Genomic DNA, 25,585 nt, shown 5'->3' on the forward strand with positions numbered 1-25,585 from the left:
GCGCGTCCGAACCAGCCCCCGATGCGCACCGTCATCGTCTTTGCCAAACCGCCGCGCCGTGGCGCCGCCAAAAAGCGGCTTGCGCGTGCGATCGGCGACGGTCCCGCGCTGGCCTTTTATCGCACCAACTTGGCTTCGCTGCTGCAACGTCTGGCGCGCGATCCGCGCTGGCGCGTCGTCGTCGCGGTCACACCCGATCGCACCAGGCTGCAGGTTCCGCACGGCGTGACCGTTGTCGCGCAAGGGCGCGGCGATCTTGGCGCACGCATGGCGCGCGCGCTGCATCCGCGCAGCGCGATCGCGCGCGGACCGGCGGTGATCGTCGGCAGCGACGTGCCTGCGCTGGATCGTGCGCATGTCTGGCGCGCCTTCCGCGCGCTGGGCGCAGCGCGCTTCACGTTCGGCCCCGCCCCGGACGGTGGCTATTGGTTGGTCGGCAGCGATCGCCGCCACGCCCAGCCGCATCGTCTGTTTCGCGACGTGCGTTGGTCGAGCGCGCATGCGCTGGCCGACAGTCTTGCAACTTTGCCGCCCGGTGCCGCTTGCGTCTTGGCGGACCGGCTCGACGATGTCGATGACGGCGACTCCTACGCACGGTGGCGCGCAGCATGAACAAGAGTTTCGCCCGGCTGCTGGTCGCCGCATTGGTGGTGGGCAGTATCGCCGCCTTCTTCGCACTGGACCTGCAGCATCAGCTGACGTTCGACGCGCTGGCGGAGCGCCGTGCCTCGCTGGCCACGACGATCGAACAGGCGCCGTTGCAAGCCGCACTGCTCTTCCTCGCGATCTATATTGCGGTGACGGCGCTGTCGCTGCCGGGCGCTGCGATCATGACCTTGGCGGCGGGCGCGTTGTTCGGGTTCGGTACCGGCACAGTCCTCGCGTCGATCGGCAGCGTCACCGGCGCCACCCTCGCCTTTCTCGCCGCGCGCTTTGTGCTGCGCGATTTCGTGCAGCGTCGCTTTGGCGCCAGCCTACGTTCGATCGATGAAGGTTTTACCCGCGAAGGTGCGACCTACTTGCTGGCGCTGCGACTGGCGCCGGTGTTTCCGTTCTTTCTCGTCAATCTGGTGGTGGCGCTGACCAAGCTGCCGACGCGCACTTACGTTCTCTACAGCTGGATCGGCATGTTGCCGGGCACGTTGGTCTTCATCTGGGCCGGCACGCAGTTGGCGACGATTCACAGCCCCAAAGACATTCTGTCGGGCGGCTTGCTCGCTGCCTTCCTCGCGCTGGCGCTGTTTCCAATCGTGGCCAAACGCGTCTGGGCTGCACAACAGCGGCGGCGCGCACTGTCCAAATGGACCAAGCCCAGCAGCTTCGATTTCAATCTGATTGTGATCGGCGCCGGCTCGGCCGGGCTGGTCGCATCGCTGATCGGCAGCGCGACCAAAGCGAAAGTCGCGCTGATCGAGCGCGAGAGGATGGGCGGCGATTGCCTTAACACAGGTTGCGTTCCGTCCAAGGCGTTGATCCGCACCACGCGCCTGTTGGCCGACGCAGCGCGCGCCAAAGAATTCGGCCTCGATCGCATGACTGCCAGTTTCGACTTCGCGGCGGTGATGGATCGCGTGCGCAATGTCGTGGCGCAGGTCGAGCCGCATGACAGCGAAGAGCGTTATCGCGGCCTCGGCGTCGACGTGTTGCGCGGCGAGGCGCGCATCGTCGATCCGTGGCGCGTGCAGTTGGGCGATCGCACCCTGACCGCGCGCGCCATCGTGGTTGCCAGCGGCGCGGCGCCGTTGGTGCCGAACCTGCCGGGCCTGTCCGACTATCTCACCAGCGAGACGATCTGGAATTTGCGCGCGCTGCCGCAGCGCCTCGTCGTGCTGGGCGGCGGACCGATCGGCTGCGAGCTGGCGCAATGTTTCCGGCGTCTCGGATCCGACGTCACCATCGTCGACCAGGCGCCGCGCCTGCTGACCAAAGAGGACGAAGACGCAGCCGACGCAGTCGCCGCCAAATTCCGCGCCGAAGGCATCAAGCTGGTGCTGGGCGAAAAGGCCGAGCGGTTCGATGGCAAAGTGCTGATCACCGCCAACGGCACGCGGATCGAGTTCGATCAAATTCTGCTGGCGCTGGGACGCAAGCCGCGCACGGTGGGCTTTGGCCTCGAAGAGCTGGGCGTGCAAATCACCAAGCAAGGCACGATCGAACATGACGAGACGCTGCGCAGCACCTCGATCCCGACCATTCACGTCGCGGGTGACGTCGCCGGTCCGTTCCAATTCACCCATGTCGCCGGGCATCAGGGGTTCTACGCCGCGTTCAACGCGCTGTTCGGCGATCTGATCCGGCTCAAAGCCGACTATCGCGTCATTCCCTGGGCCACCTTCACCGAACCCGAAGTGGCGCGCGTCGGCCTGTCCGAGAACGAAGCCAAGGAACGCGGCATCGCGGTCGAAATCGTGCGCTACGGCATCGACGATCTCGACCGTGCCATCGCCGACAGCGACGCCTATGGTTTCGTGAAGCTGCTGGTCAAACCGGGCAGCGACAAAATCCTGGGCGCCACCATCGTCGGGCCGCATGCGGGCGATCTGCTGCACGAATTCGTGCTGGCGATGAAATGCGGCATCGGGCTCAAAAAGATCCTGGGCACGGTGCACGCCTATCCCACCCTGGCCGAAGCGACGAAGTACGCAGCCAGCACGTGGCGCAAGGCGCATGTTGCAGGCTGGCAATTGAACGTTGCGGCGCGCTATCACCGTTGGCGTAGAGGAACCTGATGCGCAGTTTCGCCGCCACTCTGACCGACCATGGACGCACGCTCACCCGCGACACGGTGACGGTGCTGCAGATCAATCTCGGCAAGCGCTGCAACCAGGCCTGCCATCACTGTCACGTCGAAGCCGGCCCGAAACGCAGCGAGATGATGGATGCGCGCACCGCCGACCGTCTGATCGAGCTGCTGGCGTCGGCTCCGCACGTGCGCACCGTCGACATCACCGGCGGCGCGCCCGAGCTGAACCCGCAGTTCCGCCGCCTCGTCACCGCCGCGCGCGCGCTTGGCAAAGACGTGATCGATCGCTGCAACCTCACGATTCTGTTCGAGCCAGGCCAGGAAACCACGGCGCAGTTTCTCGCCGATCACCAGGTTGCGATCGTCGCGTCGCTGCCCTGCTACAGCGAAAAGAATGTCGATGCGCAGCGCGGGCGCGGCGTGTTCGGGCAAAGCATCAAGGCACTGCAGCTGCTGAACCGGCTCGGCTATGGCACGACGCGGCAGCTCGACCTCGTCTACAATCCGGTCGGTGCGCATCTGCCGCCAGCACAAGCGGCGCTCGAGCAGGATTACCGGACGCGATTGCGCTCGGATTTCGGGATCGAATTCTCGCGCCTGCTGACCATCACCAACATGCCGATCAGCCGCTTCCTGCATGCGCTGGAACGTGACGGCGAAGCGCAAGCCTATCAGCAATTGCTGATCGACAGTTTCAATCCGCAGGCCGTCGACGGCGTCATGTGCCGGTCGATGTTGTCGGTCGGCTGGGACGGCAAGCTCTATGATTGTGACTTCAACCAGATGCTGGAGATGAAATTGCCCGGCCCGTCCCACACGATCTGGGACATCGATACGCTGGCTGCGGTCGACCGGCGCATCGCGATGGGGCCGCATTGTTTCGGCTGCACCGCCGGCGCCGGCAGCTCCTGCGGCGGCGCGCTCGCAGCATGACTCTCGGCATCGTCGGCGGAACCGGCCTCTACAAATTCGACGGGTTGGACATCCAGGAAGAGCGCGCGGTCGAAACGCCGTTCGGTGTACCGTCGGCGCCGCTCGTCCGCGGCCTGCATGCTGGCAAAGAAATCTGGTTTCTGGCGCGCCACGGCGCCGGGCACGCCAAGCTGCCGCATGAAGTCAATTACCGCGCCAACGTCTTTGCGCTGAAACAGGTCGGCGTCACGCACGCAATCGGCGTCAGCGCGGTCGGCAGTTTGCGCGAAGAGATCGCGCCCGGCGACCTCACCATCCCGGCGCAGTATTTCGATTGGACGCGTGGACGGCGCGAAGCGACGTTCTTCGGCAACGGCGTCGCGGCGCATGTCTCGACCGCCGAACCGACCTGCGCCGAACTGACCAAGCGCGTTGTGGATGCCGCCGCATCGATCGGCACCAAGATCCGCACCGGCACCACCTACGCCTGCGTCGAAGGTCCGCGCCTCGGCACGCGCGCCGAGAGTTTCTTTCTGCGCGGGCCGGCTGGTTGCGACGTCGTCGGCATGACCAACGTACCCGAGGCGTTTCTGATGCGCGAAGCACAGATCGCCTATTGCACCGTTGCAATCGCGACCGACTGGGATTGCTGGCGCGATGATCCGTCGACCCATGTCACCGTCGCCGACGTGATTGCACGCTACGGGGCTAGCCTCGCCACCGCGGTTGCGGTGATGCGCCAGGCAATCGCGACGCAGGATTTCAGCTTCGACTGTCCGTCGCGCCACGCGCTGGAGATGGCGCTGCTGACGCCGGACGCTGCGCTGACGCCGGCGCAGCGAAGCTGGATTGACGTGCTGCGCACGTGATCAGCATCGTCGTTCCAGTCGGCCCCGGCGAAACATGCTGGCGCGATCTGGCGCACGATCTGGCCGGCATCGACGCAGAAATCATTTGGGCTGCAACCGACGAAGCACCCGCCGATCTTCCGGTCGGGCGCTGGCTCGTCACACGACGCGGACGCGCCGCGCAGTTGAACGACGGCGCGCGGGCTGCGACGCGTACCTATCTGTGGTTTCTGCATGCCGATACGCGGCTCGGCAGCGACGCGATCGCTGCGCTGACCGCGCGGCTACGACCGGACACGTTGTTCTGGTTCGATCTTGCCTTTGCCGATGACGGCGCCGGGCCGGTATGGCTCAACGCGCTGGGCGCCAATCTGCGCGCGCGCTGGCTGGGTGTGCCGTTCGGCGACCAGGGTTTTGCGCTCGATCGCGCGACGTTCGAACGGATCGGCCCGTATGACGAGAGCGCCGCGTACGGCGAAGATCATCTGCTGGTTTGGCGCGCACGGCGTAGCGGCGTGCGGCTGCAGCGCGTGCCCGCGACGCTCACCACCAGCGCACGCGCCTATCGCACCCATGGCTGGTTGCGCGTGACCGCGCTGTACCAATGGCGCTGGTTGCGCCAGGCGTTAGTAGACGCGTCGTAGCGGCGTAATTGGATAGCCGGTCGCGGCGCGTTCGGCCGGCGGCAATACATCCAGGCTGGGCCATAGCCCGCTGATCAGCGCTGCTGCGTAGCCTTCGGGCAAACCGGCTGCACGCATGCGCTTGGCGGCGGGATACGGATCGTAGTCGAGTGCGATCGTTTCAATCTCGATCTGGTCGCCTTGCGGCGTCAGCTGTGCGCACCAGACGCGCGGCGTTCCGTCATTGGCGGGCATACCGACCGCACCCGCATTCAACCAGATGCGCCCGTCATACAACTCGCGCACGAAGGGCAGGCCGCAATGGCCTGCGATCACGCCGTCCGTGCCGAGCAGGTCGAGTTCGGTTGCGAAGATCTCGTCTTTGTCAGACGCGAACAGGAATTTCGAAATCTCACGCGCGCCGCCATGGATCGCAGAGAAGCGCGTATGGTGCCATTGCACGTCGATGCGCGTGGGCAAGCTTCCCATCCAGGCACGCGTCTCGGTATCGATCGAGGCCAGCGCATGTTGCCACCAGCGCGCCGACAATGCGTCGCAGGCTGAGCCTTCTTCAAAGCCGCAGCCGCAATCATCCGCTTCCGCAGCCAATTGCTGCTCGACATTACCGGCAACGATCGCCGCACCCGACGCGCGCAACAGCGCAACCGTCTCGGCCGCGTCAGCGCAATAGGCGACGAGATCGCCGGTGCAGAGAATGTCGTGCACGCCACGCCGCGCCGCCTCGTCGAGCGCCGCCAAGGTTGCGTCGTAATTGCCGTACGGGCCGCCGATCACGAAGAGCGGGCCGGTCGGGTGCAGGGTGGGAAGTTCACGCATGGGCTAGTGTCCCGATTCCGAAATTCGTAGGTGCATGTGGTAGGTTCGAGCGAATTTCGGAATCGATCAGGACACTAGCAAATTAATGTTTCTAGTGTGTCTTTTGGATTTGAAGTTCGCTCGGTGCCGGTCCCAAGTCGGGCGAACTTCAAATCCGACACACTAGTAACGTTCGTACCGCAAGGCCGAACGTCACACCACACACACGGGGATTTCGGATGCGACGTTTCGTGGTCGTTTTCGTCGCGGGTCTGTTTGCGCTCGCGTCACAAGTTGCACATGCGACCGATAAGATCCGTTTCGCCGTTGGCCCTTTTCAGCCGACCGCATCCGACACAAAGAAAGCGTACGAGCCGTTCTTCGCCTATCTCGCCGAAAAGCTCGGTGCGAATGCGTACGAGATCCAGGTCACGACCGATTGGGCCGGCCTGGCGGTCGCACTTGCCAACGACCAGGCCGACATCGCCTGGATGGGCCCGTGGGGCTATGTGCTCGCCAACAATGAAGGCGGCGCGCAAGCCATCGCGATGGTGAAGTACGACGGCAAGCCAACCTACCATTCGATCGTGGTTGGAAAGCCCGGCCTGGGCATCAAGAAATTTCCCGACGACGCCAAGGGCAAGTCGATCTCATTCGCCGATGCAGGCTCGACCTCGGGTTGGTTGATTCCGACCTATTGGTTCAAGACGCAGAACATCGATCCCAAAACCTACTTCCAGTATCGCGACGGCGCCGCCCACCCCGCCAACGAGATTGCGGTCGCGACCGGCCAGGTCGATCTCGCCACCGATTACGATCGCAACCGCAATGCGATGATCGAGAAAGGCACCATCACCAAAGACGCGACCGAGATCGTGTGGATGTCGGAGCCGCTGCCGAACGATCCGCTGGTGGTGCGCAAGTCGCTCGATCCCGCGCTGACCAAACGCGTGCAGGAGATCGTGCTGGCGATTGACGAAGATACTGCCAAGCGCGTGATGCCCGCGCACTACACCGGCTGGGTGAAGGCCGATCACGCATCGTACAAGCTGATCCAGGATGCAGGTGTCGCGGTCGGGAAGTTGAAGCCGAAAGCATGACGACCATCGGGCGTCTTGCTTTCGCCCCCGCGCAGGCGGGGGCCCAGGTGCATCCGCTGCAATGACGCCATCCAGCATGTACACGCACCTGGATCCCCGCATTCGCGGGGATGACGAATAAGCATGCGCACCCGCACGCTCCTGCTCTGGCTGCTCGCAGCGCTGCTGTATCTCGGCCTCGCGCGCATTGCGGAGTTGGATCTGCATCGGCTTTTGGTTGGCCTGCCCAAGATGGGCGGCTGGGTGCTGCGCGCCTGGCCACCCGACTTCAGCGAGTTCCCGCAGTTGCTGCGGCGCGCCGGCGAAACCATCGCGATGGCGACGTTGGGCTCGACCTTCGGTGCGATCCTGGCGGCACCGCTGTGCATCTTCGCTGCGCGCAATGTCAGTCCCGACGGTTGGATCTATTGGCCGGCGCGTTCGCTGCTGAATCTGCTGCGCGGCATCGACAGTTTCGTCTTCGCGCTGTTGTTCGTGGTTGCAGTCGGGCTGGGCCCGTTCGCTGGCGTGATCGGCGTGGCACTCCATTCCGCCGGCACGATTGCCAAACTTTGGTCCGAGACGATCGAGACCAGCGAGCCCGGTCCGCTGGAAGCCGCGGCGATGACCGCAGCCAGCCGCATCAAGCTGATCAGCTTTGCCATTCTGCCCGACGCGCTGCCGAGCCTGGCGTCGATCGCGCTCTATACCTGGGAATTCAATTTGCGCAGCTCGACCGTGCTGGGCTTGGTTGGTGCCGGCGGCATCGGCCAAGAGCTCAAGAACGCCGTCGACCTGCTCGATTTTCCGCGCGTCGCGGCGATCCTGCTGGTGATCCTCACCATGGTCACGATCATCGATCAGCTCAGCGCGCGTGTGCGGCGGTCGCTGCTGTGATCGTCGCGCGCAACATTGCCAAGACGCTGTCCGGCCGCGCCGTGCTGCGCGCTGCGAGCGTGACGGTGAAGGCCGGGGAAGTCGTGGCGCTGGTCGGTCCCAGCGGCAGCGGCAAGACGACCTTGTTGCGGTGCCTGGCGCGATTGTTGGAGCCGGATGCTGGCACGATCGAGCTGCACGGGCTGGACGTCACACATCTGGCCGGCCGCAAACTTTATCGCGCGCGGCGCGACATCGGACTCGTCTACCAACAGTTCAATCTGGTTCGCCGCCTCAGCGCGCTGGACAATGTGCTGGGCGGACGGCTGAACGAAATTCCGACCTGGCGCGTGTTGACGCGCAACTGGCCAGCGAACGACGTTGCGATTGCGCAGGCAGCCTTGGCGCGCGTCGGGCTTGCGACCCACGCCGCACAACGCGCCGATCGTCTGTCGGGCGGGCAGCAGCAACGCGTCGCGATTGCGCGTGCGCTGGCGCAGGGCAGCCGCGTGTTGCTGATCGACGAACCCGTGTCGAGCCTCGACCCCGAAACCGCCGCGTCGATCCTGCGCCTGATCCGCGAACTGGCGAGCGAGCGCGGCTTTGCCGTGCTTGTGACGCTCCACCGGCCCGAAGACGTCGTACGCGTCGCCGACCGTGCGCTGCGCCTGCAGGACGGCGTGTTGCGCGATCGACTCCCTCTCCCCGCGGGGAGAGGGTTGGGGTGAGGGGGGACTCACATGCACCCCCTCACCTTCCCGCCGCTGGCGCGACGGGCGTGACGCGTCTCGTCTTTGTCGGCGCCGGCCACGGTCATCTCTATGCGTTGAAGCGCGCGCAACTGCTGGTCGATGCGGGTGCGCAGATCACGGTGATCGCGCCTGACGATTTTTGGTATTCGGGCCTCGCGACCGGCATGGTCGGCGGACGCTGGTCGCCCGAGGACGACCGCATCGCGCTCGACCGCTTGCTGCGCGGCGTGACCTGGCTGCGCGAATCGGCCACCGACATCGACCGCACCCAGGTTCGGTGCAGCAGCGGTCAGTCGGTCCCATTCGATCTTCTGTCGCTGGATGTCGGCAGCGTCGTGGCAGCGCTGCCCGGTATCGACGATGACGATCCGCGCAATTTCGCCGCCAAGCCGATTGCACGCCTGGCCGATCTTCGTGGCGCCGTCGAAGCCAAGCCGCAACGCGTGCTGGTGGTCGGCGGCGGCCCAAGCGCGATCGAACTGGCTGCAAATATCGCCGCGCACCCGCAAGCGACCGTCACGTTGGCTGCAGCGCGTTTTCTCCCTGGCCTGCCGCGCCGCGCTGCTGCGTTCGTCGCCAGTCACCTCACCGCACGCGGCGTGACGCTGCGGCCGGTGAATGTCGCGCGCATCGTCGACGACATGGCCTGGACCGACAACGGCCCGATCGGGTTCGACCTGCTGGTGCGCGCAACCGGCCTGCACGCGTTACCGCTGCTGGCGGGACTTGGTCTTGAGCTGCAGGACGGCGCGCTCGTGGTTGGTGACGATCTCGCCGCGTCCGGCGATGCGCGCGTGCATGCCGTCGGCGACTGTGCCGCTGTCGCAGGCACGAGGCTGCCGATGATCGGCGTCCATGCGGTGCGGCAGGCGCCGGTCCTGTTCGCGAATCTCAACGCCAAGCTGCGTGCGGTACCGCCGCAACGACGCTACCGCGCGCAGAAACATGCGTTGCTGATTTTGAATCTCGGCGACGGCACCGGCCTCGCGACATGGCGCCGTTTCTGGCTGGCCGGCCGCGCCATGCGCTGGCTCAAAGACCGGATCGATCGCGCCTTTCTCGCGCGGTATCGCGCCTAGCTGCTCAAGACTCGGGCATGTGCCGCGGATTCGCGCGGCGCCCGTCTGACACGCGATAGGAGTCCGCCTGACTCCACGCTGGCACGGCGAGTGCAATCCTTCGCGCCGAAAAGCGATGAGGGAGAGAAGCGATGTCCGGCGTCTCGCGCTGCAGCTGCGGTGCACATTCAAGCCAAGTTGCGCACGATGCCGACGTCGAAACGCGGTTCACCGCGGCGATCGATGAAGCGCTGTTGCGCGCCATCGTTCCCGACGCGCGCACGCGCCGCGCCTTCCTCCGCGCTGTCGGTGCCGGAACCGCAATGGCGGCGCTGGCCGACGTGTTTCCGCTGCACACAGCGCGCGCGCTGGCGGCCGAGACCGGCCCGCTGGAAAAGAAAGAACTCAAGATCGGCTTCATCCCGATCACCTGTGCCACACCAATCATTCTGGCCGACCCGCTGGGCTTCTACGCCAAGCACGGTTTGAAAGTCGAAGCAATCAAGACCGCCGGCTGGGCCGTCATTCGCGACAAGTCGATCAACGGCGAATACGACGCCGCGCATATGCTTTCGCCAATGCCGCTCGCGATTTCGCTGGGTGCCGGCGCGAATGCAACGCCGTGGACCGTGCCTGCGATCGAGAACGTCAACGGCCAAGCCATCACTTTGGCGATGAAGCACAAGGATCGCCGCGACCCGAAAAGCTGGAAGGGCATGAAGTTCGCCGTGCCCTTCGACTATTCGATGCACAATTACCTGCTGCGCTATTACCTGGCCGAACACGGGCTCGATCCCGACCAGGACGTGCAGATTCGCGCCGTGCCGCCGCCCGAAATGGTGGCCAATCTGCGCGCCGACAATATCGACGGCTATCTCGGTCCCGATCCGTTCAACCAACGCGCCGTCTATGACGGTGTCGGCTTCATCCATCTTCTGACCAAGGAATTGTGGGACGGACATCCGTGCTGCGCCTTTGGTGCGTCGCGCAGTTTCATCGACAAGAATCCGAACACGTTCCGCGCACTGCTGGCTGCGATCGTTGAAGCCACCGGCTATGCCGCCAAGGGCGAGAACCGCAAACAGATCGCCGAGGCGATCGCGCCCGCCAACTATCTGAATCAGCCGCCGGTCGTGCTCGAACAAGTTCTGTCCGGCACATATGCCGACGGGCTTGGCGGCATCAAAGTCGATCCCAAGCGCATCGATTTCGATCCCTACCCGTGGCACTCGATGGCGATCTGGATGCTGACCCAGATGAAACGTTGGGGGCAGGTAAAGGGCGATCTCGACTACGCCAAAGTCGCCGAACAAGTGTTCCTTGCAACCGACGCCGCCAAAGCGATGCGCGATCAAGGCCTGCTGGCACCGGCCAATACGTCCAAAAGCTTTAGCGTTATGGGCAAGCCATTCGACCCGGCCAAACCCGACGCCTATCTCGCGAGCTTCGCGATTAAACGGTGAGTGGGGCGATGACTCGCTCACTCGGCGTTCGCGCCGCTGCTTTGTCGCTGTTGATCTTCGTGCTGTTCATCGCCGGCTGGTATCTGGCGACGCGCGGCGGCCCGGGTGTGGCGACGGTCGATCCCGCCTACGCGAAACTGGTTGGCGCGGCAGCAGCGGGTGGCGGCAAGTCGGCGATGCCAGGACCCGACGTCGTTGCGGCGACCTTGGCGAAGCATCTCGCCGATCCGTTCTTCGATCGCGGCCCCAACGACAAGGGCGTCGGCATCCAGCTTCTCTATTCGATCGGGCGCGTGTTTCTGGGCTTCGGCCTGGCAATGCTGGTGGCGATTCCGCTCGGCTTTGTGATCGGTTTGTCGCCGTTGATGAGCAAAGCGCTGGATCCATTCATCCAGGTGCTGAAACCGATCTCGCCGCTCGCCTGGATGCCGCTTGCGCTCTACACGATCAAGGACAGCGCAGCATCGTCGATCTTCGTCATTTTCGTGTGTTCGCTGTGGCCGATGCTGCTCAACACCGCGTTTGGCGTCGCGACCGTACGGCGCGAATGGCTCAACGTTGCACGCACCTTGGAATGCAAGCCGCTGCGCAAAGCGTTTCGCGTCGTGTTGCCGGCTGCAGCGCCCACCATTCTCACCGGCATGCGTATTTCGATCGGCATCGCCTGGCTGGTCATTGTTGCGGCCGAGATGCTCGTGGGCGGAACCGGCATCGGCTATTTCGTGTGGAACGAGTGGAACAACCTGTCGATCGCCAATGTCGTGGTGGCGATTCTGCTGATCGGTTTGATCGGCATGGCGCTTGATCAGGGTCTCGCCTTCGCCCAGCGCAAAGTGAGCTGGGTGGAATGAGCGCGCATCCCTTGGTTCGCGTCGACGGTTTGATGAAACGGTTCGGCACCGCCGCGCCAGTCTTTGCCGATGTGCATTTCCGCATCGAGGAAGGCGAGTTTGTCTGCCTGATCGGCCATTCCGGTTGCGGCAAGACCACGATCCTCAACGTGCTGGCGGGCCTCGACGAAGCCAGCGACGGAACCGTGCTGTTCGCCGATCGCGAGCTTGACGGCCCGTCGCTCGACCGTGCGGTGATCTTCCAAGGTCATGCGCTGTTGCCGTGGCTGGACGTGGAATCCAACGTTGCTTTCGCGGTGCGTTCGCGCTGGCCGCGCTGGTCGGCGCAACAGGTCCTGGGTCACGTCGCGCATCAGCTCGACGTCGTCGGATTGCGGCACGCGGCAAAGAAAAAACCGTCGGCCCTGTCCGGTGGCATGCGCCAGCGCGTCGGCATTGCGCGCGCTTTGGCGATCCAGCCGCGCATGTTGCTGATGGACGAGCCGTTCAGCGCGCTCGACGCGCTGACGCGCGGCACGTTGCAGGACGAGGTTGCGCGCCTATGCGCCGAGACAAGCCAGACCGTGTTCATGATCACGCATGACGTCGATGAAGCGCTGCTGCTTGCCGACCGGATCTTTCTGATGACCAACGGTCCCGATGCGCGCATCGCCGAAATCGTCGTCAACACGATACCCGGCCCGCGCCGTCGGCAGGACGTGCACCACCACCCCGCCTATCCGGCGCTGCGCAATCACCTGCTCGATTTCCTGATCGAACGGTCGCGCGGCTTCGACGCCGGGGCGACGAATTATGACCCCAAAAATCCGCCGGAAATCCGGTTGGTTGCCTAGGAGGAAACCATGGCCACGACGCGCGAAGAACTGACCGCCAAAATCCAGCGCATCAAGCGCGAGAAGAAGCTGACCTGGAAAAAGATCGCGGCTGCGATCGGCAAGGGTTCGCCGATTTACTACACGGCTGCGCTGCACGGGCAGATGAAGCTCAGCGATGGCGAAGCCAAAAAGGCCGGCAAAGTGCTGGGCCTGACCGAGAACGAGATTCTACTGCTGCAGGAAATCCCCTATCGCGGGTCGCTGCCGCCGGGCCCGCCGACCGATCCGCTGATCTATCGCTTCTACGAGCTGGTCCAGGTCTACGGCACGACCTGGAAGTCCTTGATCCAGGAAGAATTCGGCGACGGCATCATGTCGGCGATCGATTTCGACATGCAGATGGAGCGGCAGCCCGACCCCAAGGGAGATCGCGTGAAGCTGACCATGACGGGAAAATTCCTCTCCTACCGCCAGTACTGAGCGAGACTTCGTAGGGTTGAGACCGGGGCTGAGACGGGGAATGCGGGCGCATTCCCCGCTGGAATCGTCGGCCCGTGAACGTGCAAGAACGGCCTTGTTGACGAAACGGCCCGAAGCCGTTGAGAAGAGGTCATGGCGTCACGCGTTCGCGAAGATTATCGAAGCCTGAGCGGCCCCGAGAAGGCGGCGATCTTTGCCCTGTCACTGGGCGAAGAGAACGCGGCGCGTTTGTTCGAGCATATGGACGACGAAGAGGTCCGCGAAATCGCGCAGACCATGTCGAACCTGGGCTCGGTGTCGTCGTCGATTATCGAACGTCTGTTTGCCGAGTTTGCGGAGCAGATGTCGTCGACGGGCACGATCGTCGGCGGCATCGCGGCGACCGAACGTCTTCTGCTCAAGGTGATGGGCAAGGACAAAGTCGGCACCATCATGGAAGAGCTGCGGGGTCCCGCAGGTCGCACCATGTGGGACAAGCTCGGCAACGTGAACGAGCAGGTTCTCGCCAACTACCTCAAGAACGAATATCCGCAGACGGTTGCGGTCGTGCTGTCGAAGATCAAGCCGGACCATGCGGCCCGCGTGCTGAGCCAGCTGCCGGAAACCTTCGCGATGGAAGTCATCATGCGCATGCTGCGCATGGAGGCGGTGCAGAAGGAAGTTCTGGACGACGTCGAGCGCACCTTGCGCAACGAGTTCATGTCGAACCTGGCGCGCACCAATCGCCGCGACAGCCACGAGATGATGGCCGAGATTTTCAACAATCTCGACCGTGCGGTTGAGAACCGGTTCCTGGCCGCACTGGAAGAGCGCAACCGCGACAGCGCCGAGAAGATCAAAGCGCTGATGTTTACGTTCGAGGATCTGCAGAAGCTGGATCCGTCGGCGATCCAGACGATCATTCGTGTGGTCGACAAGACGCGCTTCCCGCTGGCGCTCAAAGGTGCGTCGGAAATTCTGCGCAACCTGTTCTTCTCGAACATGTCGGAACGCGCGGCGAAGATCCTCAAGGAAGACATGAACGCGATGGGCCCGGTGCGCCTGCGCGACGTGGACGAAGCGCAGCAATTCATCGTCGCCACCGCCAAAGACCTGGCCGCGCGCGGCGAAATCATCCTGGCCGAAGGCGGACAGGATGATGAGGTGATCTACTAAGCTTACGCGCCCAGGCGCTTCGCCAGATCAACGAAGTCGTCGGCGATCACGTCCCAATCCTGCTCGGCTTTCTGATCGATCACCTGCCCCTGCCCGTGCTCGTTGCGCACGACGAAGCCGGTGCGCATCCCCTGCTCACGCGCCGAACCAAGATCGTTGTTGTGCGCCGCGACCAGCATCACTTGGCTCGGCGCCAATTTCAGCAGCTTGCACGCACCTTGATAGGCTTCAGGGCGCGGCTTGTAGGTCCGATAGAGATCGGTCGAAAGAATCACGTCCCACGGTAAGCCCGCATGTTTGGCGATGCCGACTTGCAGCGCGACATGGCCGTTCGACAACGGCCCAAGAATGAACTTGCGTTTGAGCCGGGTCAGCCCTTCGACCACGTCGGGCCACGCGTCCAACTGGTGCCATGCCAACACCAGCGCGTGGCGGTCGGCATCGTCCAACGAACCGAGGCCGTGCTGTTCGACAAGCGCGTCGAGCGATTCGCGATGCAGCACGTCGAGATCGACAAAGGGACGCGTGCCGTCGCGCACCGCCGACATCGACGGTTGATACAGGCCGCGCCACGCATCGGCGATCGCAGTTCCATCGACCGTCAGGCCGCGCACGCGCGCCAGCGTCTCGACCTGGCGTGCAATGCTGGCGCGCCAATCGACCACGGTACCGAACACGTCGAATACCAGCGCGCGGATTTCGTCGGCCATCGTTACCCCAGACAGCAAATCACCCCGGCTTTCGCCGGGGTGATCGTTGGTGTGTTTAGGCTGTCTCGCCTGGCTTGAACGTCATCGCGACGCCGTTCATGCAATAGCGTTTGCCGGTCGGTGCCGGGCCGTCATCGAACACGTGCCCGAGATGACCGCCGCAGCGGCGGCAATGAACTTCGGTGCGCGTCATAAAGAACTTCTTGTCGGTGCTGGTACCGACTGCGTTCTGCAACGGCGCCCAGAAGCTGGGCCAGCCAGTGCCGCTTTCGAACTTCGTGTCCGACGAATAGACCGGCAGATCGCAGCCGGCGCAGTGAAACAGGCCTTTGCGCTTTTCCGCATTCAGCGGGCTGGTACCGGCACGTTCGGTGCCGTGTTCGCGCAAAACATTGTACGCGGCGGGCGAGAGGATTTGTTTCCACTCGGCGTCGCTTTTGGTGATCTCGAACTTCTCGCCTTCGGCTGCTTTGGCGCTTCCGAACATCGAACCCCCTATCGTCGCCAGCACGGCGATTGCAGCCGTGCCCGTCAAAAATTCACGTCGATCCATCGCATTCCTCCGGTCGCCCGCCATCGGGTCGCTCTGGGGGTTCGCATCGGTCTTCGCGGGGTTACCTAGATCGCTTGTCGCACCCATCCAGGGTGCCGGGCCCTACCCAAGCAGCGTGTCCGCCAGCATCCAGTCGCCCACCACTTTGACCTTGTTTTCGGGCGAGTCGGCAAAGTTCAGCAGCAATTGGGCGCGCGTCACCTGCCCGGTATTGAGCGCGCTCAACTGAAAGTCGAATCCGCCCTGATCGGCGATACGTCCCAGCACGTTGCTGTAGAGCGCGGTCACATACTGGGTGTTGGTCGAACTGGCGCCGTAGCGCGCGACGAACTCGGCCGAAGCAAGGAAGTTATTCGCGAGCTGGTTCAAGGCAAGCCCGGCATGCAGCCCGTGGTCGATCTGGAAAATCAAACCCTGCACGTCCGGCGCGCGTGCGAAGGCGGCGGAATAGAGTCGCGACAGAGACGCTTCGTCGCCGCTGAGCGCGAACATCGCCTTGTCGCTGAATTGCAGCACTTCGACATGGTTGAGCGTATCGGTCCCGTCGCCACCGACAGTGCGCCGGTCGGCGACTTGCAGCCCGCCGCTCGCCTTCGTGAAGTCGTAGCTTGCTTTGCTGCCGGTGAAGACCGCGACGTCGGTGCCGCCACCGCCTTCAATCTGATCGTTGCCCGCGCCCGCGATGAACCGGTCCGACCCGCCCAGCCCAACGAACACGTCGTTGCGTTCGGCGCCGTAGAAGGTTGAGCCAGCGGCGCTGGCGGTACCGGTGGTTTGGGTGAATTCGAGTGACCAGGACACGGATTGCTGCAGCTTCGAGCGGTCGGTTGCACGCACCCAGTCGGTCGGATCGTAGGCGAGCAGCGACAGCGAATGCGTGCCCGCTGCAAAAACACCGCTGCCGGCAATGTCGAAGGTTTCGACATGCGCGTCGGACACCAACTGCGAGTCCAACGTCCAACGTGTCGAGATGATCGTCGGGTCGACCGTCTTGACCGCAACCGAAGTCGCATCGCGCAGCGCGGTCGTGTTGCTGGTGAAGGAATCGAGCGGCCGCACGAAGTCGTAGAAGCGCAAGACGAACGCCTCGCGCGAGACGACGTCGAACGGCTTGCCGAGATGGTTCATCTTTCCGTCCGGCGACGGGTGATAGACGCCTTGCGGATAGCGCGAGCCGCCTTCGTAAACGCCGATGACCCCCATGCCCGGGCCCTGGTCGTACCCGATCCAGTTCTTCCACTTCGCGCCGGTCGGATCCTTGGTCGAATTGGCGGCGCTGGGCTCGGCGCCCGGGAACGTGCCAGTCAGATCGAAATAGTCGTCGGCCAAGCGCGCAAAGGAATGACCGATTTCATGCACCGCAACGTCCTGCGCCGACACGTTGCCGCCCGCGAACACGCCGAACGTACCGCCGCCGCCGCCATAGACCGTCGCATTCACCGTCACGAATTTCATCGATGCGGTGATGCCGGTGCCGGCCAATCCATCGGCCAGTGCTTTGTTGGCGAGCGTATCGTTGACGTAAAGCAGACGGTCGGTGCTGCCGTCGAAGCGATAGGTCGAATTCAGCGCCGTATCTTTGACGATACCGTTCTGCGGGATGTCTGAGCCCGACTCGTTCGAGACGACGTTGATCGAATAGACGTTGAAGAATTTTGCGTAGCGACCGAACGGTTCGGTCAATGCGCCGCCGCCGAACAGATAGCTCACCAGCGACGAGATATGCTGCGTGTAGGTCGTCGTCTGCTCGGCCTGGGTGTAGCCGTCACCCATAATGACGATGTTGACCCGGTTCGAACTGGAACCGTTGTTCACCACAGTATTTACCGGCATGCGATCTCCCGTTCTGAACGACGCACCACGCCCATCCCATACACCGCAGCGCCCGGTTCAGTCGAACAAAAGGCCGCGATCACGCATGAATTATGCAAGCGCGACTGAAAGAGCACAGTTTTGCCTGTTTCCATAGATAGCGCGTTTTTACGCGCTTCTACGGAAAACGATTGACCAAGCTTGCCAAGGCCGCCAGGATGCCGCTGTTCGCCTCGGGAGGTCGTTCGTGCGCATGCGCCTGGTTTCGCTGTTGGCCCTGCTTCTGCTCGCCGCCTGCGGTAGCAGCACAGCCGATCCAATCGGCATTGGCAGCGGCGCAAATGACCTGAAGCGCAGCAAATGTGCCGGCGCGCCGGGCAGCCCGTGCGTCGAGATCACGACGCCGCCACCGGCGGGCCCCGCGCTCGAACGATTCCGCACCGACCTGTTGCGGCAAGTCGGATGAGCGATGTCGCGGCTGATCGGACGGCCGATGCGGCAGCGACAGTGCGTCCGCGCCGCCTATCGCTGGGCGACCGGTTGGCCGCCTATCCCGTGCGCTTCGCCTCGCCGCTGAATTCGAATCGCGAAGCAACAACGTCCTGGATTCTCGGCTTCTGCCTGGCGCTTTCGCTGCTGGGCAACTGCGCCCAGACCTTCCTCATCATCGGGCTCTTCCCCCTCAAGACGGTGGTGCCGCTGCTGTTGCAGCAGGAAGGTCTGGACCAGCAAATCGTGCGCGTGCGTCCGTTCGAAATCGACGCAGACGGCGCCGACCTTGTGATCGAACGGCAGATCGGCGCCTACGTAAAAGCCCGCGCCGAAATTCTGCTCAGCGCCGGCGAACAGCAGAAAATCTGGGGCCCTGGCGGGCTCGTCCCCGAATTCACCGACGCCAATGAGCTGCGCATTTTTGATACGCGCGCCCGCGCCGAGGAACAGCGCCTGCGCGCGCTGGGTCTGATGCGCAGCGCCGACATTCGCGCGGTTGCGACCTTGACGCCGGTCCGGCGCGGCCGCGATGGATTCTTCACCGTCGATTTCGTCACCGTCGATCGCGACGCGACCGGCCGCGACGTCGCGCGCGCAAGTTGGACCGCGAGCCTCACTGTCCGTTCGATCGACGAAGCCGCGCGCGGCGCGGCCAAATACGAAAATCCGTTCCGGCTGAAAGTCACGGGCTACGCCATTCGCGAAAAGCCGGCCGAAGGCCCCTTGCGATGAAGATGGCCGCGATGAAACGAGTCCTGCTTTTTACTTCACTGCTTGCAGCGCCCGCGACGGCGGCCGTCGATCCGCTGCAATTGCCGGTGCGCAGTGTCGCGGCGCCCGCCGCAGCGCCGATCGCGCCGCCGGCGACGTTGCAACAGCCGCAAGCCGAACGACCGCCAATTCCACCACCGCTCATTGAAAGCACCGCGCGCCAGATCGAAGCGCAGTCGCGCGGTGACTATGGCGCGATGGACCGGTTGACCCAGCTTCCCAGCAGCGTGCTGCCGACCGGTTCGATCAACCGGCAGTTCGACCATCCCAATGCCGCGCGCGGACAGGTGCAGCCGTTCGTGGTGCGCTTTTCCTGGGATCCGATGCTGGTGATGCAGCTGCGCACGCCGGTCAATCTCGGCACGCGCATCTATCTTCCCGATTGGGAGCGCGTGCAGGAGCCGATCTGGAACACCAAACCTTGGTCGTTCGAAGTAGCCAAGATCGCGCCGTCGAAACTGATGGTGATCGGACACGCGGCGGGTGACGACACGATGGTCACCGTCGTCGGCAGCAGCGGCAATACCTACACATTCTATGTGCGGGCCGAAGGCTTCAACGCCAACACCACGCCCGATGCAATCGCGGTCGTCGAAGCAAGTTCACCTGGTCCGACGCCAGGCAGCAGCCTCACCCCATCCAACTTCGCACCGTCGATCAAGGGCGCGCCGCCGGCGGCCGAGCCGTTGGATTTTCCCTATCGCTGGTACGTCAAACAGGACAGCGATCGCGACATCGCACCGGACCGCGTCTTCCGCCTTGGCCCCTACACCTATTTCGATTTCGGCACGCGCGCCGCAACCATGACCAAGCCGGCCATCTACGCCGTCGTCGATGGCGTCGAGACTTTGGCCAATGTCGAGACCAAAGGCGAAAACGGGCAGTTGATGCGCGTCGACGTCGTCGAATCCGACTTCGCGTTAAAAAGCGGCGACCGCACCGTGTGCGTGAAATACGAACGCGCACCACGCGCGCCCGCACCGCAGGAAGCGCAACGCGGCACGCTGGCTGCGCTGTTCAAATGGTGACGCTGGCGCCCGACACCGCGCGGACGTTGCGGTGGGCCGGTGCGGGACTGGGCGTGTTCTTTGGGCTGATCGGACTCTTTATCGTGCTGCTGCGAAATTCGGGCGGCACCGCACCGCCCAAACTGCCCGACAGCGACGAAGGCAAAGTGCGCGTCGCAACCACCGCCGCACCGATCGCGGCCCAAGTTGTTGCTTCGACGCAGCGAGTCGAATTCGCACCACGGCCGGGCACCAGCGAGCGTCGTGCGATCGTGTTGACTGCGACGGGTGGCGTCGCGGCCATGATCGGCGCCGTGCGGTCGCCGTCGAGCGCGGTACGGTTCGACGGCGACTGCCTGTCGTTGCGCAATGGCTGGCTGCAAGCCGGTACGAGCTGCAATCTCGGGCTGACAGTCGATGGTGGCGCGGCGCTGGCAACTTTGGTGACCATCGATCACGGCGGCGCATTGCGTGCGACCGAGATTCAAGTCGAACGGATGCAAGCGCCCGAAGCAGCGCCGGTCGCAGCCGCGGTGCCGCAAGCACCGCGCGCACCGTCGGCGATGGAACAGCTTGCCGCGTGGCAATTGCTGCGCGCGCAACCAGCGACGCCGCGCGTTCTGACCGGCCCGCCCGCCGTCGAACCAGCGGCACCGCACTACAACGCCGCCTTCCGCGACCATTCGATTCCCAGTGCGAAATTCACGCGGCCCGTCGACCGTTCGCGCATCATCACACAAGACCGCGTCATCAAGGCGGTGCTGCAGACGCCGATCACCTCGAACATGCCGGGCCGGGTCATCGCGCATGTGGCGCGCCCGGTGCGCTCGCCTGACACGGGCGAGATTTTGATTCCCGCTGGCACGTCGGTGCTCGGCACCAGTGGCGGCGATCTCTATCGCATGGGCGTGTTGTGGCAACGCATGCTGACGCCCGACGGCGCCAGCGTCACGTTGGAAGGCGCGATCGCGGCCGACAAAATGGGACGGCCGGGCCTGCCGGCCGAGGTCTATACGCAGTTCTGGGATCGGTTCGGCACCGCGATGGCAACGTCGTTGGTGAATTTCGCCGCGACCGGATATCTCGCCGGCAATCAAAGCGTGACCGTCACCGACGGCGTGCTGGGTTCGTCGCGTCAGGAGACGCCGCGCCAGGAAGCGGCGCGCCAGTTGCGCCGCGATTTTGCCGACGTGACGCGCCAGCTCGCCGCTGAAGGCGCGCGCCAACAACCGATCGGCATCGTCGCAGGCGGCACCGAACTCGACATTGTGCTGGGCCAGGATCTCTACATTCCGCGCCTCGACGAACCGGAAGGCCAAGCCGACGGCGTGCAAGCGCCGCTCAATCCGGGGCCGGCAAAGAACAACGCGCTTGGCGAAACCGCGTCACGCGCAATCGGTGATGCAACGCGCGGCTTCAGCGATCTGCCGATCCGCGCCCTGCCCGCTTACGATCCGACCCAGCTTGGCGCCAGCGCGCGCGATCTGTTGCCGCGATGAATGGGCGGCTGCGCTACGTGCTGGCGCCGTTGCTGCGCTGGATCGACGATCCGACTCTGGAAGAAATCGCGCTGATGCATCCGGGCGCGATCTGGCTCAAACGCCGGCGCGCCGATCGGTGGGAACGGCGCGACGCGCCCGAACTGACCTGGGACTATCTGGTGCGAACCTTGGCGGTCGCGATCGCCAACGAAATTGGCGAGCCGTTCGATCCGCAGCACCATCCCTATTTGCGCAAGCAGGTGCCGGGCTATGACCTGCGCCTCAATCTGATTGCAGGCAACGCAGTCGCCTACGGGAAAGACGAGAGCGGGATCGAACGCGACGCCAGCGAAGGCGGCGTTGCGCTCAATCTGCGCAGCCTCGGCGAAACCGAACTGACCTTCGATGATTTCGAGTTCGCGCCCGGCCGCCTGCTTGCAGCGCCACTGCGCGAACCGCCGCCGGCGCGCTACGCCGACGACGCCTACGAGGATTTCTGCGAAGCGATGCGGCGCGGCAAGAACGTGCTGATCTCGGGCGCGACCTCGACAGGCAAGACCAGCTTTCTGCGCCGCGTAATCAAAGACCTGATTCCCGCCCATCACCGGGTCGTTACGGTCGAAGACACGCGCGAGCTGGATCTGTCGCGCACCCATCCCAACCGCGTGCATCTCGTCACCGCGCATGCCAGTGCGGGTGCGGCGGCGGGGCGCGAACGGATGATCCTGGATTGCGTCGTGCGTATGACGCCGGACGCGATCGTCGGTAGCGAGATTTCGATCGCCAATACCAGCGCCATGCTGCGCCTAGCGACGACCGGCCATCGCAACTTCATGGTCACGATCCATGCCGACGATCCGCGCGAAGCGCTGGAAGCGATCGTGCAGAATATGGCGCAGAACGGCGAGTCGCCCGATCGCGATGCGACGCTTGAGCTGCTCAAGCGCACCTTCCATCGCATCGTACAGATCGACCGCGACGGTAGCGCGCGCGGCGTGACGCAAAGCGTCATCCCCGCTTTGTTGGACGCAGCATGAGTATGCTCGCGCACGGCACCGATCCGTATCGCCTGTGGCGCTGGCGGCCGATCTGGTCGTTCGTCGTGACCGCGAGCGCCGCCACGACCGCCTTGACGATCTTCGCGCTCGCCTTGCCCGCCTATGCGCTGCTTGCCAGCGGCGGCGTGCGGCGCAGCCTGGTGCTGCAGCTGCTCGACTATGTGCCGACCTTGCCGTCGTTGCTCACCTATCGCCTGACGCAATACGCGCAGTGGCAGGCGACTGCACCCGCGAGTTTCTTTGTCGCCGCTGCGATCGCGCTGGCAGTGGGTGCGCTTGTCGGCTTGCGCATTGCGCTCGCCAATCCGTTCCCGCGCGTACCGCCGATCTTTGGCGATGCGCGCTTTGCCCGCGCGCTCGACTTCGCACGAATGGAACGGCGCGGCATCGCATCGACACGGTGCGGACGCTTTCTGCATTTGGGTCTGGTCGGTGGTCGTCCGCTGCGCGCGATGGAAAGCCTGTCGGTGTTGGTCGTGGCACCGCCCGGCAGCGGCAAGACGGCGGGGTTCGTCGTGCCGACGATTCTCGAGTCCGATTCAGTCAGCTTCGTGGTGCACGATCTGAAGCCCGAAATCGCCGAGCTGACCTCGGCGCATCGCGCGCGCATTGGACCGGTTTGGATTCTTGATTGGGCCGCAACCGACGAGCCCGACAAAGCCCTGCTCTATCCGCGATGGAACCCGCTGTCGCCCGGCTCGATGCCCGCGGCCGGGGCGCAGCGCGATCTTTATATCGATCGCCTGGTCAAGGTTCTGATCGCCGAAGAAGGCCATCAGGATCCGTTCTGGCCGCGCAAAGCCCAGGCATTGTTGACCGGCTGCGTACAGTTTCTCGTCGCGCGCATCAATGACGGCACCGACGCCAATCGCTGGAACGGTCTGCCGCCGCATTGGCAGGGCGAAGAAGCGTCGTTGCCGATGCTGCTCGACTGGCTGACCGAAGGGCAGATCGCTGCCCGCGAACGCGGCGGCGCCGATCCGCTGGCTGCGTTCTTCGCCGCGGCGATCGCCGAAGCAAAGCGGAACAACTATCCGTATCGCGCAGTGCAGGAGCTGACCGACGCGATGTCGACGGCCGACCGCACACGCGACGGCGTGCTGACGACCTTGACCGGCGCGTTGGCAATCTTTCGCAACGAAGCAGTGCGCGCCCGCACCAGCGCCTCCGATTTCTCGTTTGCGGATCTGCGCGGCGTACGCGACGCGAAGGGCAGATGGCAGCCGGTGACCATCTATCTGCGTACGCGCCAGGAAGATGCGCGCGCACTGGCGGTGATCAATGCACTGTTCATCGACACGCTGACCGCGTTTCTGGTCGGCGGCGACCGCAACAGCGGAACGACCGGACCGCTCGACGTCTGTTTCGCGCTCGATGAATTGCCGCAATTGCCGAAACTGGATGCGGCGCTGACCGGCCCGGCGGTGGGACGGTCGAAAGGCGTGTTCTTTCTGCTGATCGCGCAGGACTTGAAGCAACTGGAAACCAAATACGGCGCGCCGGAGACGTCGGCCTTGCAGACGAGCTGCGCCTTTACCGTCGTGTTCAACCAGAACAACTACGACACAGCCAAGACTCTCTCCGACCGCGTCGGCCAATATACCTATGTCAAACTATCGACCAGTGATCGCGAGCGCGGAACCGGTTCGGCGGCGCAGCTGACCCAAAGCAGCGTCCATCGCAGCCGCTCGTTCGAAGCGGCACCATTGCTGAAGCCGCAAGATCTGATGTCGATCCCGCACGGGCTGCATTACGTGCTGGTACAGGGATTCAACGACCGGCCGGTGCAGGTGCGCACCCCGTGGTGGTTTCGCGACGCGCGCCTGCGCGCCCGCGCACGCGGCAAACAAGCGGCTCCGATGCCTGAAGATGCGACCAACGCTGCGCTGGCCGCACGCCAGCAGCGCGCGAACTTGCGTCGCGCCCAAGCCAGCGGCGAACGGATTTATGTCGCGACGCCGGCCGATCTTGAATCGTTCGGCGCACCGGCGGGATGGGGTGCAGTCGCGGCGAGGCTGCACGGCAATAGCTGGACGGTGCGCGCGATGGCGGGCGGACGGTTCGAGTCGATCGACGCGATGCGCGGCGGCGCGCGACTGGTTGTGTACGATCGCGCGGCGCTGAAAGATCTCGAAACAGCGCTGAACCTTGCAATCGCCGAAGCCGATTGCGATTTCGTGTCCGACCGCGTGCAAGCGCCGACGCTTGCGGTGGCAGCGGCGCCGCTGCTGCCGAACCAAGGCGCCGCGATTGATCCGGATACCGCCGCGCTTCTATTGATGGAACTGTTCGGCGGCGAGGCCTAGCCGATCGAATTCCATTTGCGGTCGGTCAGCTTCTTGCCGAGCAGCGCTTTCAGCAGCTTGAACGGCGTGTGGCTTTTGTACCAAGCCAGCTCGTGACGTGCCGCTTCGATCTCTTTCCATTGCAAGATCGCCAGCGCGTTCGCATGCGGCAAGGTCGACGGATCGAGCGTTTTCTTGTCCCAAGCAGCGCGCACATATTCGAGCGCGGCGGCATGCGGCGCGGTGATGAAATTGTCATGGATGCAAGGCGGGCGGTTGAAGTGCTGCTTCAACGATTCGTACGCCTCGTCCGCCAGGTACCAACGGTTCAATCCGTCGAACCAGACTTGGCGATAGCCTTGCGCGATCAGGCTCGGCTCCCACGCTTCCCAGTTCGGCGTCCAGGAATTCGGCAACGTCGCTTCGATCAGCACGACGCGCGGACGAAACCGCTTCCAGTCCATGCCGGCGACGACACGGTCTTCCCAGCCTTCGACGTCGATCTTCAGAAAATCGACGTTGGTGCCGCGCGGCACATACTGCTCGAAGATTTCGGTCAGTGTCGCCGTCTTCACTTGAATCTTGGTCGGCGCGAACCCCGCGGCCGCGAAGCTCTGCACGAAGCGATCGTCGAAACTGGATCCGCCCGACCCCTCGAACACGGTGAGCTCCAGCGTGCCGGCCTTGTCGCCGACCGCGAGCTGCAAGTTGGTGTCGCGGACACGATCGCCTTCGAGCATCTTCCAATAGGTCGGCACCGGCTCGACATTCACGCCGTGCCAGCCACGGTCGTAGAAGATCTTGGTGACGTTCTCGTTGGTCGGATGCCAGGCGCCAACATCGACATAGAAGCCCGTTTCCTGGTCCGCGAAGCAGCGGTTCAGCAGCACGTCTTCAAAATTCTGGCCGTACGCGATCAGCGGCATCGAATGTAACCCCAGGGTC

The 25,585-nt window shown here is 64.1% G+C and carries 25 protein-coding genes; 20 read left to right on the plus strand and 5 right to left on the minus strand.

What is annotated here, in order from left to right:
* Positions 1-21 precede the first annotated feature (21 nt).
* The 5 genes from TMPK1_RS11575 to TMPK1_RS11595 are packed head-to-tail and all read left to right on the plus strand — an operon-like array spanning position 22 to position 5,147.
* Positions 22-612, plus strand: coding sequence for a TIGR04282 family arsenosugar biosynthesis glycosyltransferase (locus TMPK1_RS11575; RefSeq protein ID WP_420243165.1), 591 nt, complete (start codon positions 22-24; stop codon positions 610-612).
* On the plus strand, positions 609-2,729 hold the full coding sequence (locus TMPK1_RS11580) for a dihydrolipoyl dehydrogenase family protein (protein ID WP_420243166.1): 2,121 nt from the start codon (positions 609-611) through the stop codon (positions 2,727-2,729). Before TMPK1_RS11575 ends, TMPK1_RS11580 begins: the two co-directional genes overlap by 4 nt.
* The gene (gene arsS, locus TMPK1_RS11585; protein WP_420243167.1) at positions 2,729-3,676 is read left to right on the plus strand and encodes an arsenosugar biosynthesis radical SAM (seleno)protein ArsS; all 948 of its coding nucleotides are present in this window, start codon (positions 2,729-2,731) and stop codon (positions 3,674-3,676) included. The genes TMPK1_RS11580 and arsS overlap by 1 nt, the downstream gene beginning before the upstream one ends.
* Positions 3,673-4,524 carry an MTAP family purine nucleoside phosphorylase gene (locus TMPK1_RS11590; RefSeq protein WP_420243168.1) on the plus strand — a complete coding sequence of 284 codons (852 nt, stop codon included), beginning with the start codon at positions 3,673-3,675 and terminating at the stop codon, positions 4,522-4,524. The genes arsS and TMPK1_RS11590 overlap by 4 nt, the downstream gene beginning before the upstream one ends.
* On the plus strand, positions 4,521-5,147 hold the full coding sequence (locus tag TMPK1_RS11595) for a hypothetical protein (protein WP_420243169.1): 627 nt from the start codon (positions 4,521-4,523) through the stop codon (positions 5,145-5,147). The genes TMPK1_RS11590 and TMPK1_RS11595 overlap by 4 nt, the downstream gene beginning before the upstream one ends.
* On the opposite strand, the gene TMPK1_RS11600 is transcribed toward TMPK1_RS11595, so the two are convergent.
* Entirely contained in the window at positions 5,130-5,963 is an 834-nt protein-coding gene (locus tag TMPK1_RS11600; protein ID WP_420243170.1) for a metallophosphoesterase family protein, read from the minus strand. The genes TMPK1_RS11595 and TMPK1_RS11600 overlap by 18 nt on opposite strands.
* 218 nt (positions 5,964-6,181) lie before the next feature.
* On the opposite strand from TMPK1_RS11600, the gene TMPK1_RS11605 reads away from it, so the two are divergent.
* The 9 genes from TMPK1_RS11605 to fliG all read left to right on the plus strand — a co-directional run bounded on the left by TMPK1_RS11605 (position 6,182) and on the right by fliG (position 14,471).
* Positions 6,182-7,042, plus strand: a complete 861-nt coding sequence (locus tag TMPK1_RS11605; protein ID WP_420243171.1) for a phosphate/phosphite/phosphonate ABC transporter substrate-binding protein — start codon at positions 6,182-6,184, stop codon at positions 7,040-7,042.
* 123 nt (positions 7,043-7,165) lie between these two features.
* A complete protein-coding gene (gene phnE / locus TMPK1_RS11610; RefSeq protein WP_420243172.1) occupies positions 7,166-7,918 on the plus strand; it encodes a phosphonate ABC transporter, permease protein PhnE in 753 nt (250 codons plus the stop codon).
* Positions 7,915-8,625: a phosphonate ABC transporter ATP-binding protein gene (locus TMPK1_RS11615; protein ID WP_420243173.1), complete on the plus strand. Its 711-nt coding sequence runs from the start codon at positions 7,915-7,917 to the stop codon at positions 8,623-8,625. Before phnE ends, TMPK1_RS11615 begins: the two co-directional genes overlap by 4 nt.
* Positions 8,626-8,675: 50 nt before the next feature.
* Positions 8,676-9,728, plus strand: coding sequence for an NAD(P)/FAD-dependent oxidoreductase (locus tag TMPK1_RS11620; RefSeq protein ID WP_420243174.1), 1,053 nt, complete (start codon positions 8,676-8,678; stop codon positions 9,726-9,728).
* 131 nt (positions 9,729-9,859) lie between these two features.
* Positions 9,860-11,170, plus strand: coding sequence for a CmpA/NrtA family ABC transporter substrate-binding protein (locus TMPK1_RS11625; protein ID WP_420243175.1), 1,311 nt, complete (start codon positions 9,860-9,862; stop codon positions 11,168-11,170).
* Between the two features lie 8 nt (positions 11,171-11,178).
* Positions 11,179-12,021: a nitrate ABC transporter permease gene (gene ntrB, locus TMPK1_RS11630; RefSeq protein ID WP_420243176.1), complete on the plus strand. Its 843-nt coding sequence runs from the start codon at positions 11,179-11,181 to the stop codon at positions 12,019-12,021.
* On the plus strand, positions 12,018-12,854 hold the full coding sequence (locus tag TMPK1_RS11635; protein ID WP_420243177.1) for an ABC transporter ATP-binding protein: 837 nt from the start codon (positions 12,018-12,020) through the stop codon (positions 12,852-12,854). The genes ntrB and TMPK1_RS11635 overlap by 4 nt, the downstream gene beginning before the upstream one ends.
* A 9-nt stretch (positions 12,855-12,863) precedes the next feature.
* On the plus strand, positions 12,864-13,316 hold the full coding sequence (gene cynS, locus TMPK1_RS11640) for a cyanase (RefSeq protein ID WP_420243178.1): 453 nt from the start codon (positions 12,864-12,866) through the stop codon (positions 13,314-13,316).
* A gap of 132 nt (positions 13,317-13,448) precedes the next feature.
* Complete coding sequence (fliG, locus tag TMPK1_RS11645; RefSeq protein ID WP_420243179.1) at positions 13,449-14,471, plus strand: flagellar motor switch protein FliG; 1,023 nt, start codon at positions 13,449-13,451, stop codon at positions 14,469-14,471.
* Between the two features lie 2 nt (positions 14,472-14,473).
* Here the strand turns inward: fliG and TMPK1_RS11650 are convergent, their stop codons facing one another.
* The 3 genes from TMPK1_RS11650 to TMPK1_RS11660 all read right to left on the minus strand — a co-directional run bounded on the left by TMPK1_RS11650 (position 14,474) and on the right by TMPK1_RS11660 (position 17,567).
* Complete coding sequence (locus tag TMPK1_RS11650) at positions 14,474-15,181, minus strand: haloacid dehalogenase type II (protein ID WP_420243181.1); 708 nt, start codon at positions 15,179-15,181, stop codon at positions 14,474-14,476.
* 55 nt (positions 15,182-15,236) lie between these two features.
* Positions 15,237-15,734 (minus strand): peptide-methionine (R)-S-oxide reductase MsrB, encoded by a 498-nt coding sequence (msrB, locus tag TMPK1_RS11655; protein WP_420243182.1) that lies wholly within the window; start codon positions 15,732-15,734, stop codon positions 15,237-15,239.
* A gap of 102 nt (positions 15,735-15,836) precedes the next feature.
* The gene (locus tag TMPK1_RS11660) at positions 15,837-17,567 is read right to left on the minus strand and encodes a M64 family metallopeptidase (RefSeq protein ID WP_420243183.1); all 1,731 of its coding nucleotides are present in this window, start codon (positions 17,565-17,567) and stop codon (positions 15,837-15,839) included.
* Between the two features lie 226 nt (positions 17,568-17,793).
* Here TMPK1_RS11660 and TMPK1_RS11665 point away from each other — a divergent pair, with 226 nt between their 5' ends.
* The 6 genes from TMPK1_RS11665 to TMPK1_RS11690 are packed head-to-tail and all read left to right on the plus strand — an operon-like array spanning position 17,794 to position 24,661.
* Entirely contained in the window at positions 17,794-18,012 is a 219-nt protein-coding gene (locus TMPK1_RS11665) for a hypothetical protein (RefSeq protein ID WP_420243184.1), read from the plus strand.
* Positions 18,009-18,770, plus strand: coding sequence for a VirB8/TrbF family protein (locus TMPK1_RS11670; RefSeq protein WP_420243185.1), 762 nt, complete (start codon positions 18,009-18,011; stop codon positions 18,768-18,770). Before TMPK1_RS11665 ends, TMPK1_RS11670 begins: the two co-directional genes overlap by 4 nt.
* A gap of 11 nt (positions 18,771-18,781) precedes the next feature.
* Positions 18,782-19,837 (plus strand): TrbG/VirB9 family P-type conjugative transfer protein, encoded by a 1,056-nt coding sequence (locus TMPK1_RS11675; RefSeq protein WP_420243186.1) that lies wholly within the window; start codon positions 18,782-18,784, stop codon positions 19,835-19,837.
* Positions 19,831-21,315 carry a TraB/TrbI/VirB10 family type IV secretion system protein gene (locus tag TMPK1_RS11680; protein ID WP_420243187.1) on the plus strand — a complete coding sequence of 495 codons (1,485 nt, stop codon included), beginning with the start codon at positions 19,831-19,833 and terminating at the stop codon, positions 21,313-21,315. Before TMPK1_RS11675 ends, TMPK1_RS11680 begins: the two co-directional genes overlap by 7 nt.
* Positions 21,312-22,334, plus strand: coding sequence for an ATPase, T2SS/T4P/T4SS family (locus tag TMPK1_RS11685; protein ID WP_420243188.1), 1,023 nt, complete (start codon positions 21,312-21,314; stop codon positions 22,332-22,334). The genes TMPK1_RS11680 and TMPK1_RS11685 overlap by 4 nt, the downstream gene beginning before the upstream one ends.
* Positions 22,331-24,661 carry a type IV secretory system conjugative DNA transfer family protein gene (locus tag TMPK1_RS11690; RefSeq protein WP_420243189.1) on the plus strand — a complete coding sequence of 777 codons (2,331 nt, stop codon included), beginning with the start codon at positions 22,331-22,333 and terminating at the stop codon, positions 24,659-24,661. Before TMPK1_RS11685 ends, TMPK1_RS11690 begins: the two co-directional genes overlap by 4 nt.
* On the opposite strand, the gene TMPK1_RS11695 is transcribed toward TMPK1_RS11690, so the two are convergent.
* Complete coding sequence (locus TMPK1_RS11695; protein ID WP_420243190.1) at positions 24,658-25,566, minus strand: FkbM family methyltransferase; 909 nt, start codon at positions 25,564-25,566, stop codon at positions 24,658-24,660. The genes TMPK1_RS11690 and TMPK1_RS11695 overlap by 4 nt on opposite strands.
* Positions 25,567-25,585 lie beyond the last annotated feature (19 nt).

It is taken from the genome of Roseiterribacter gracilis (assembly GCA_018332375.1).
Lineage (GTDB): Bacteria > Pseudomonadota > Alphaproteobacteria > BOG-932 > Roseiterribacteraceae > Roseiterribacter > Roseiterribacter gracilis.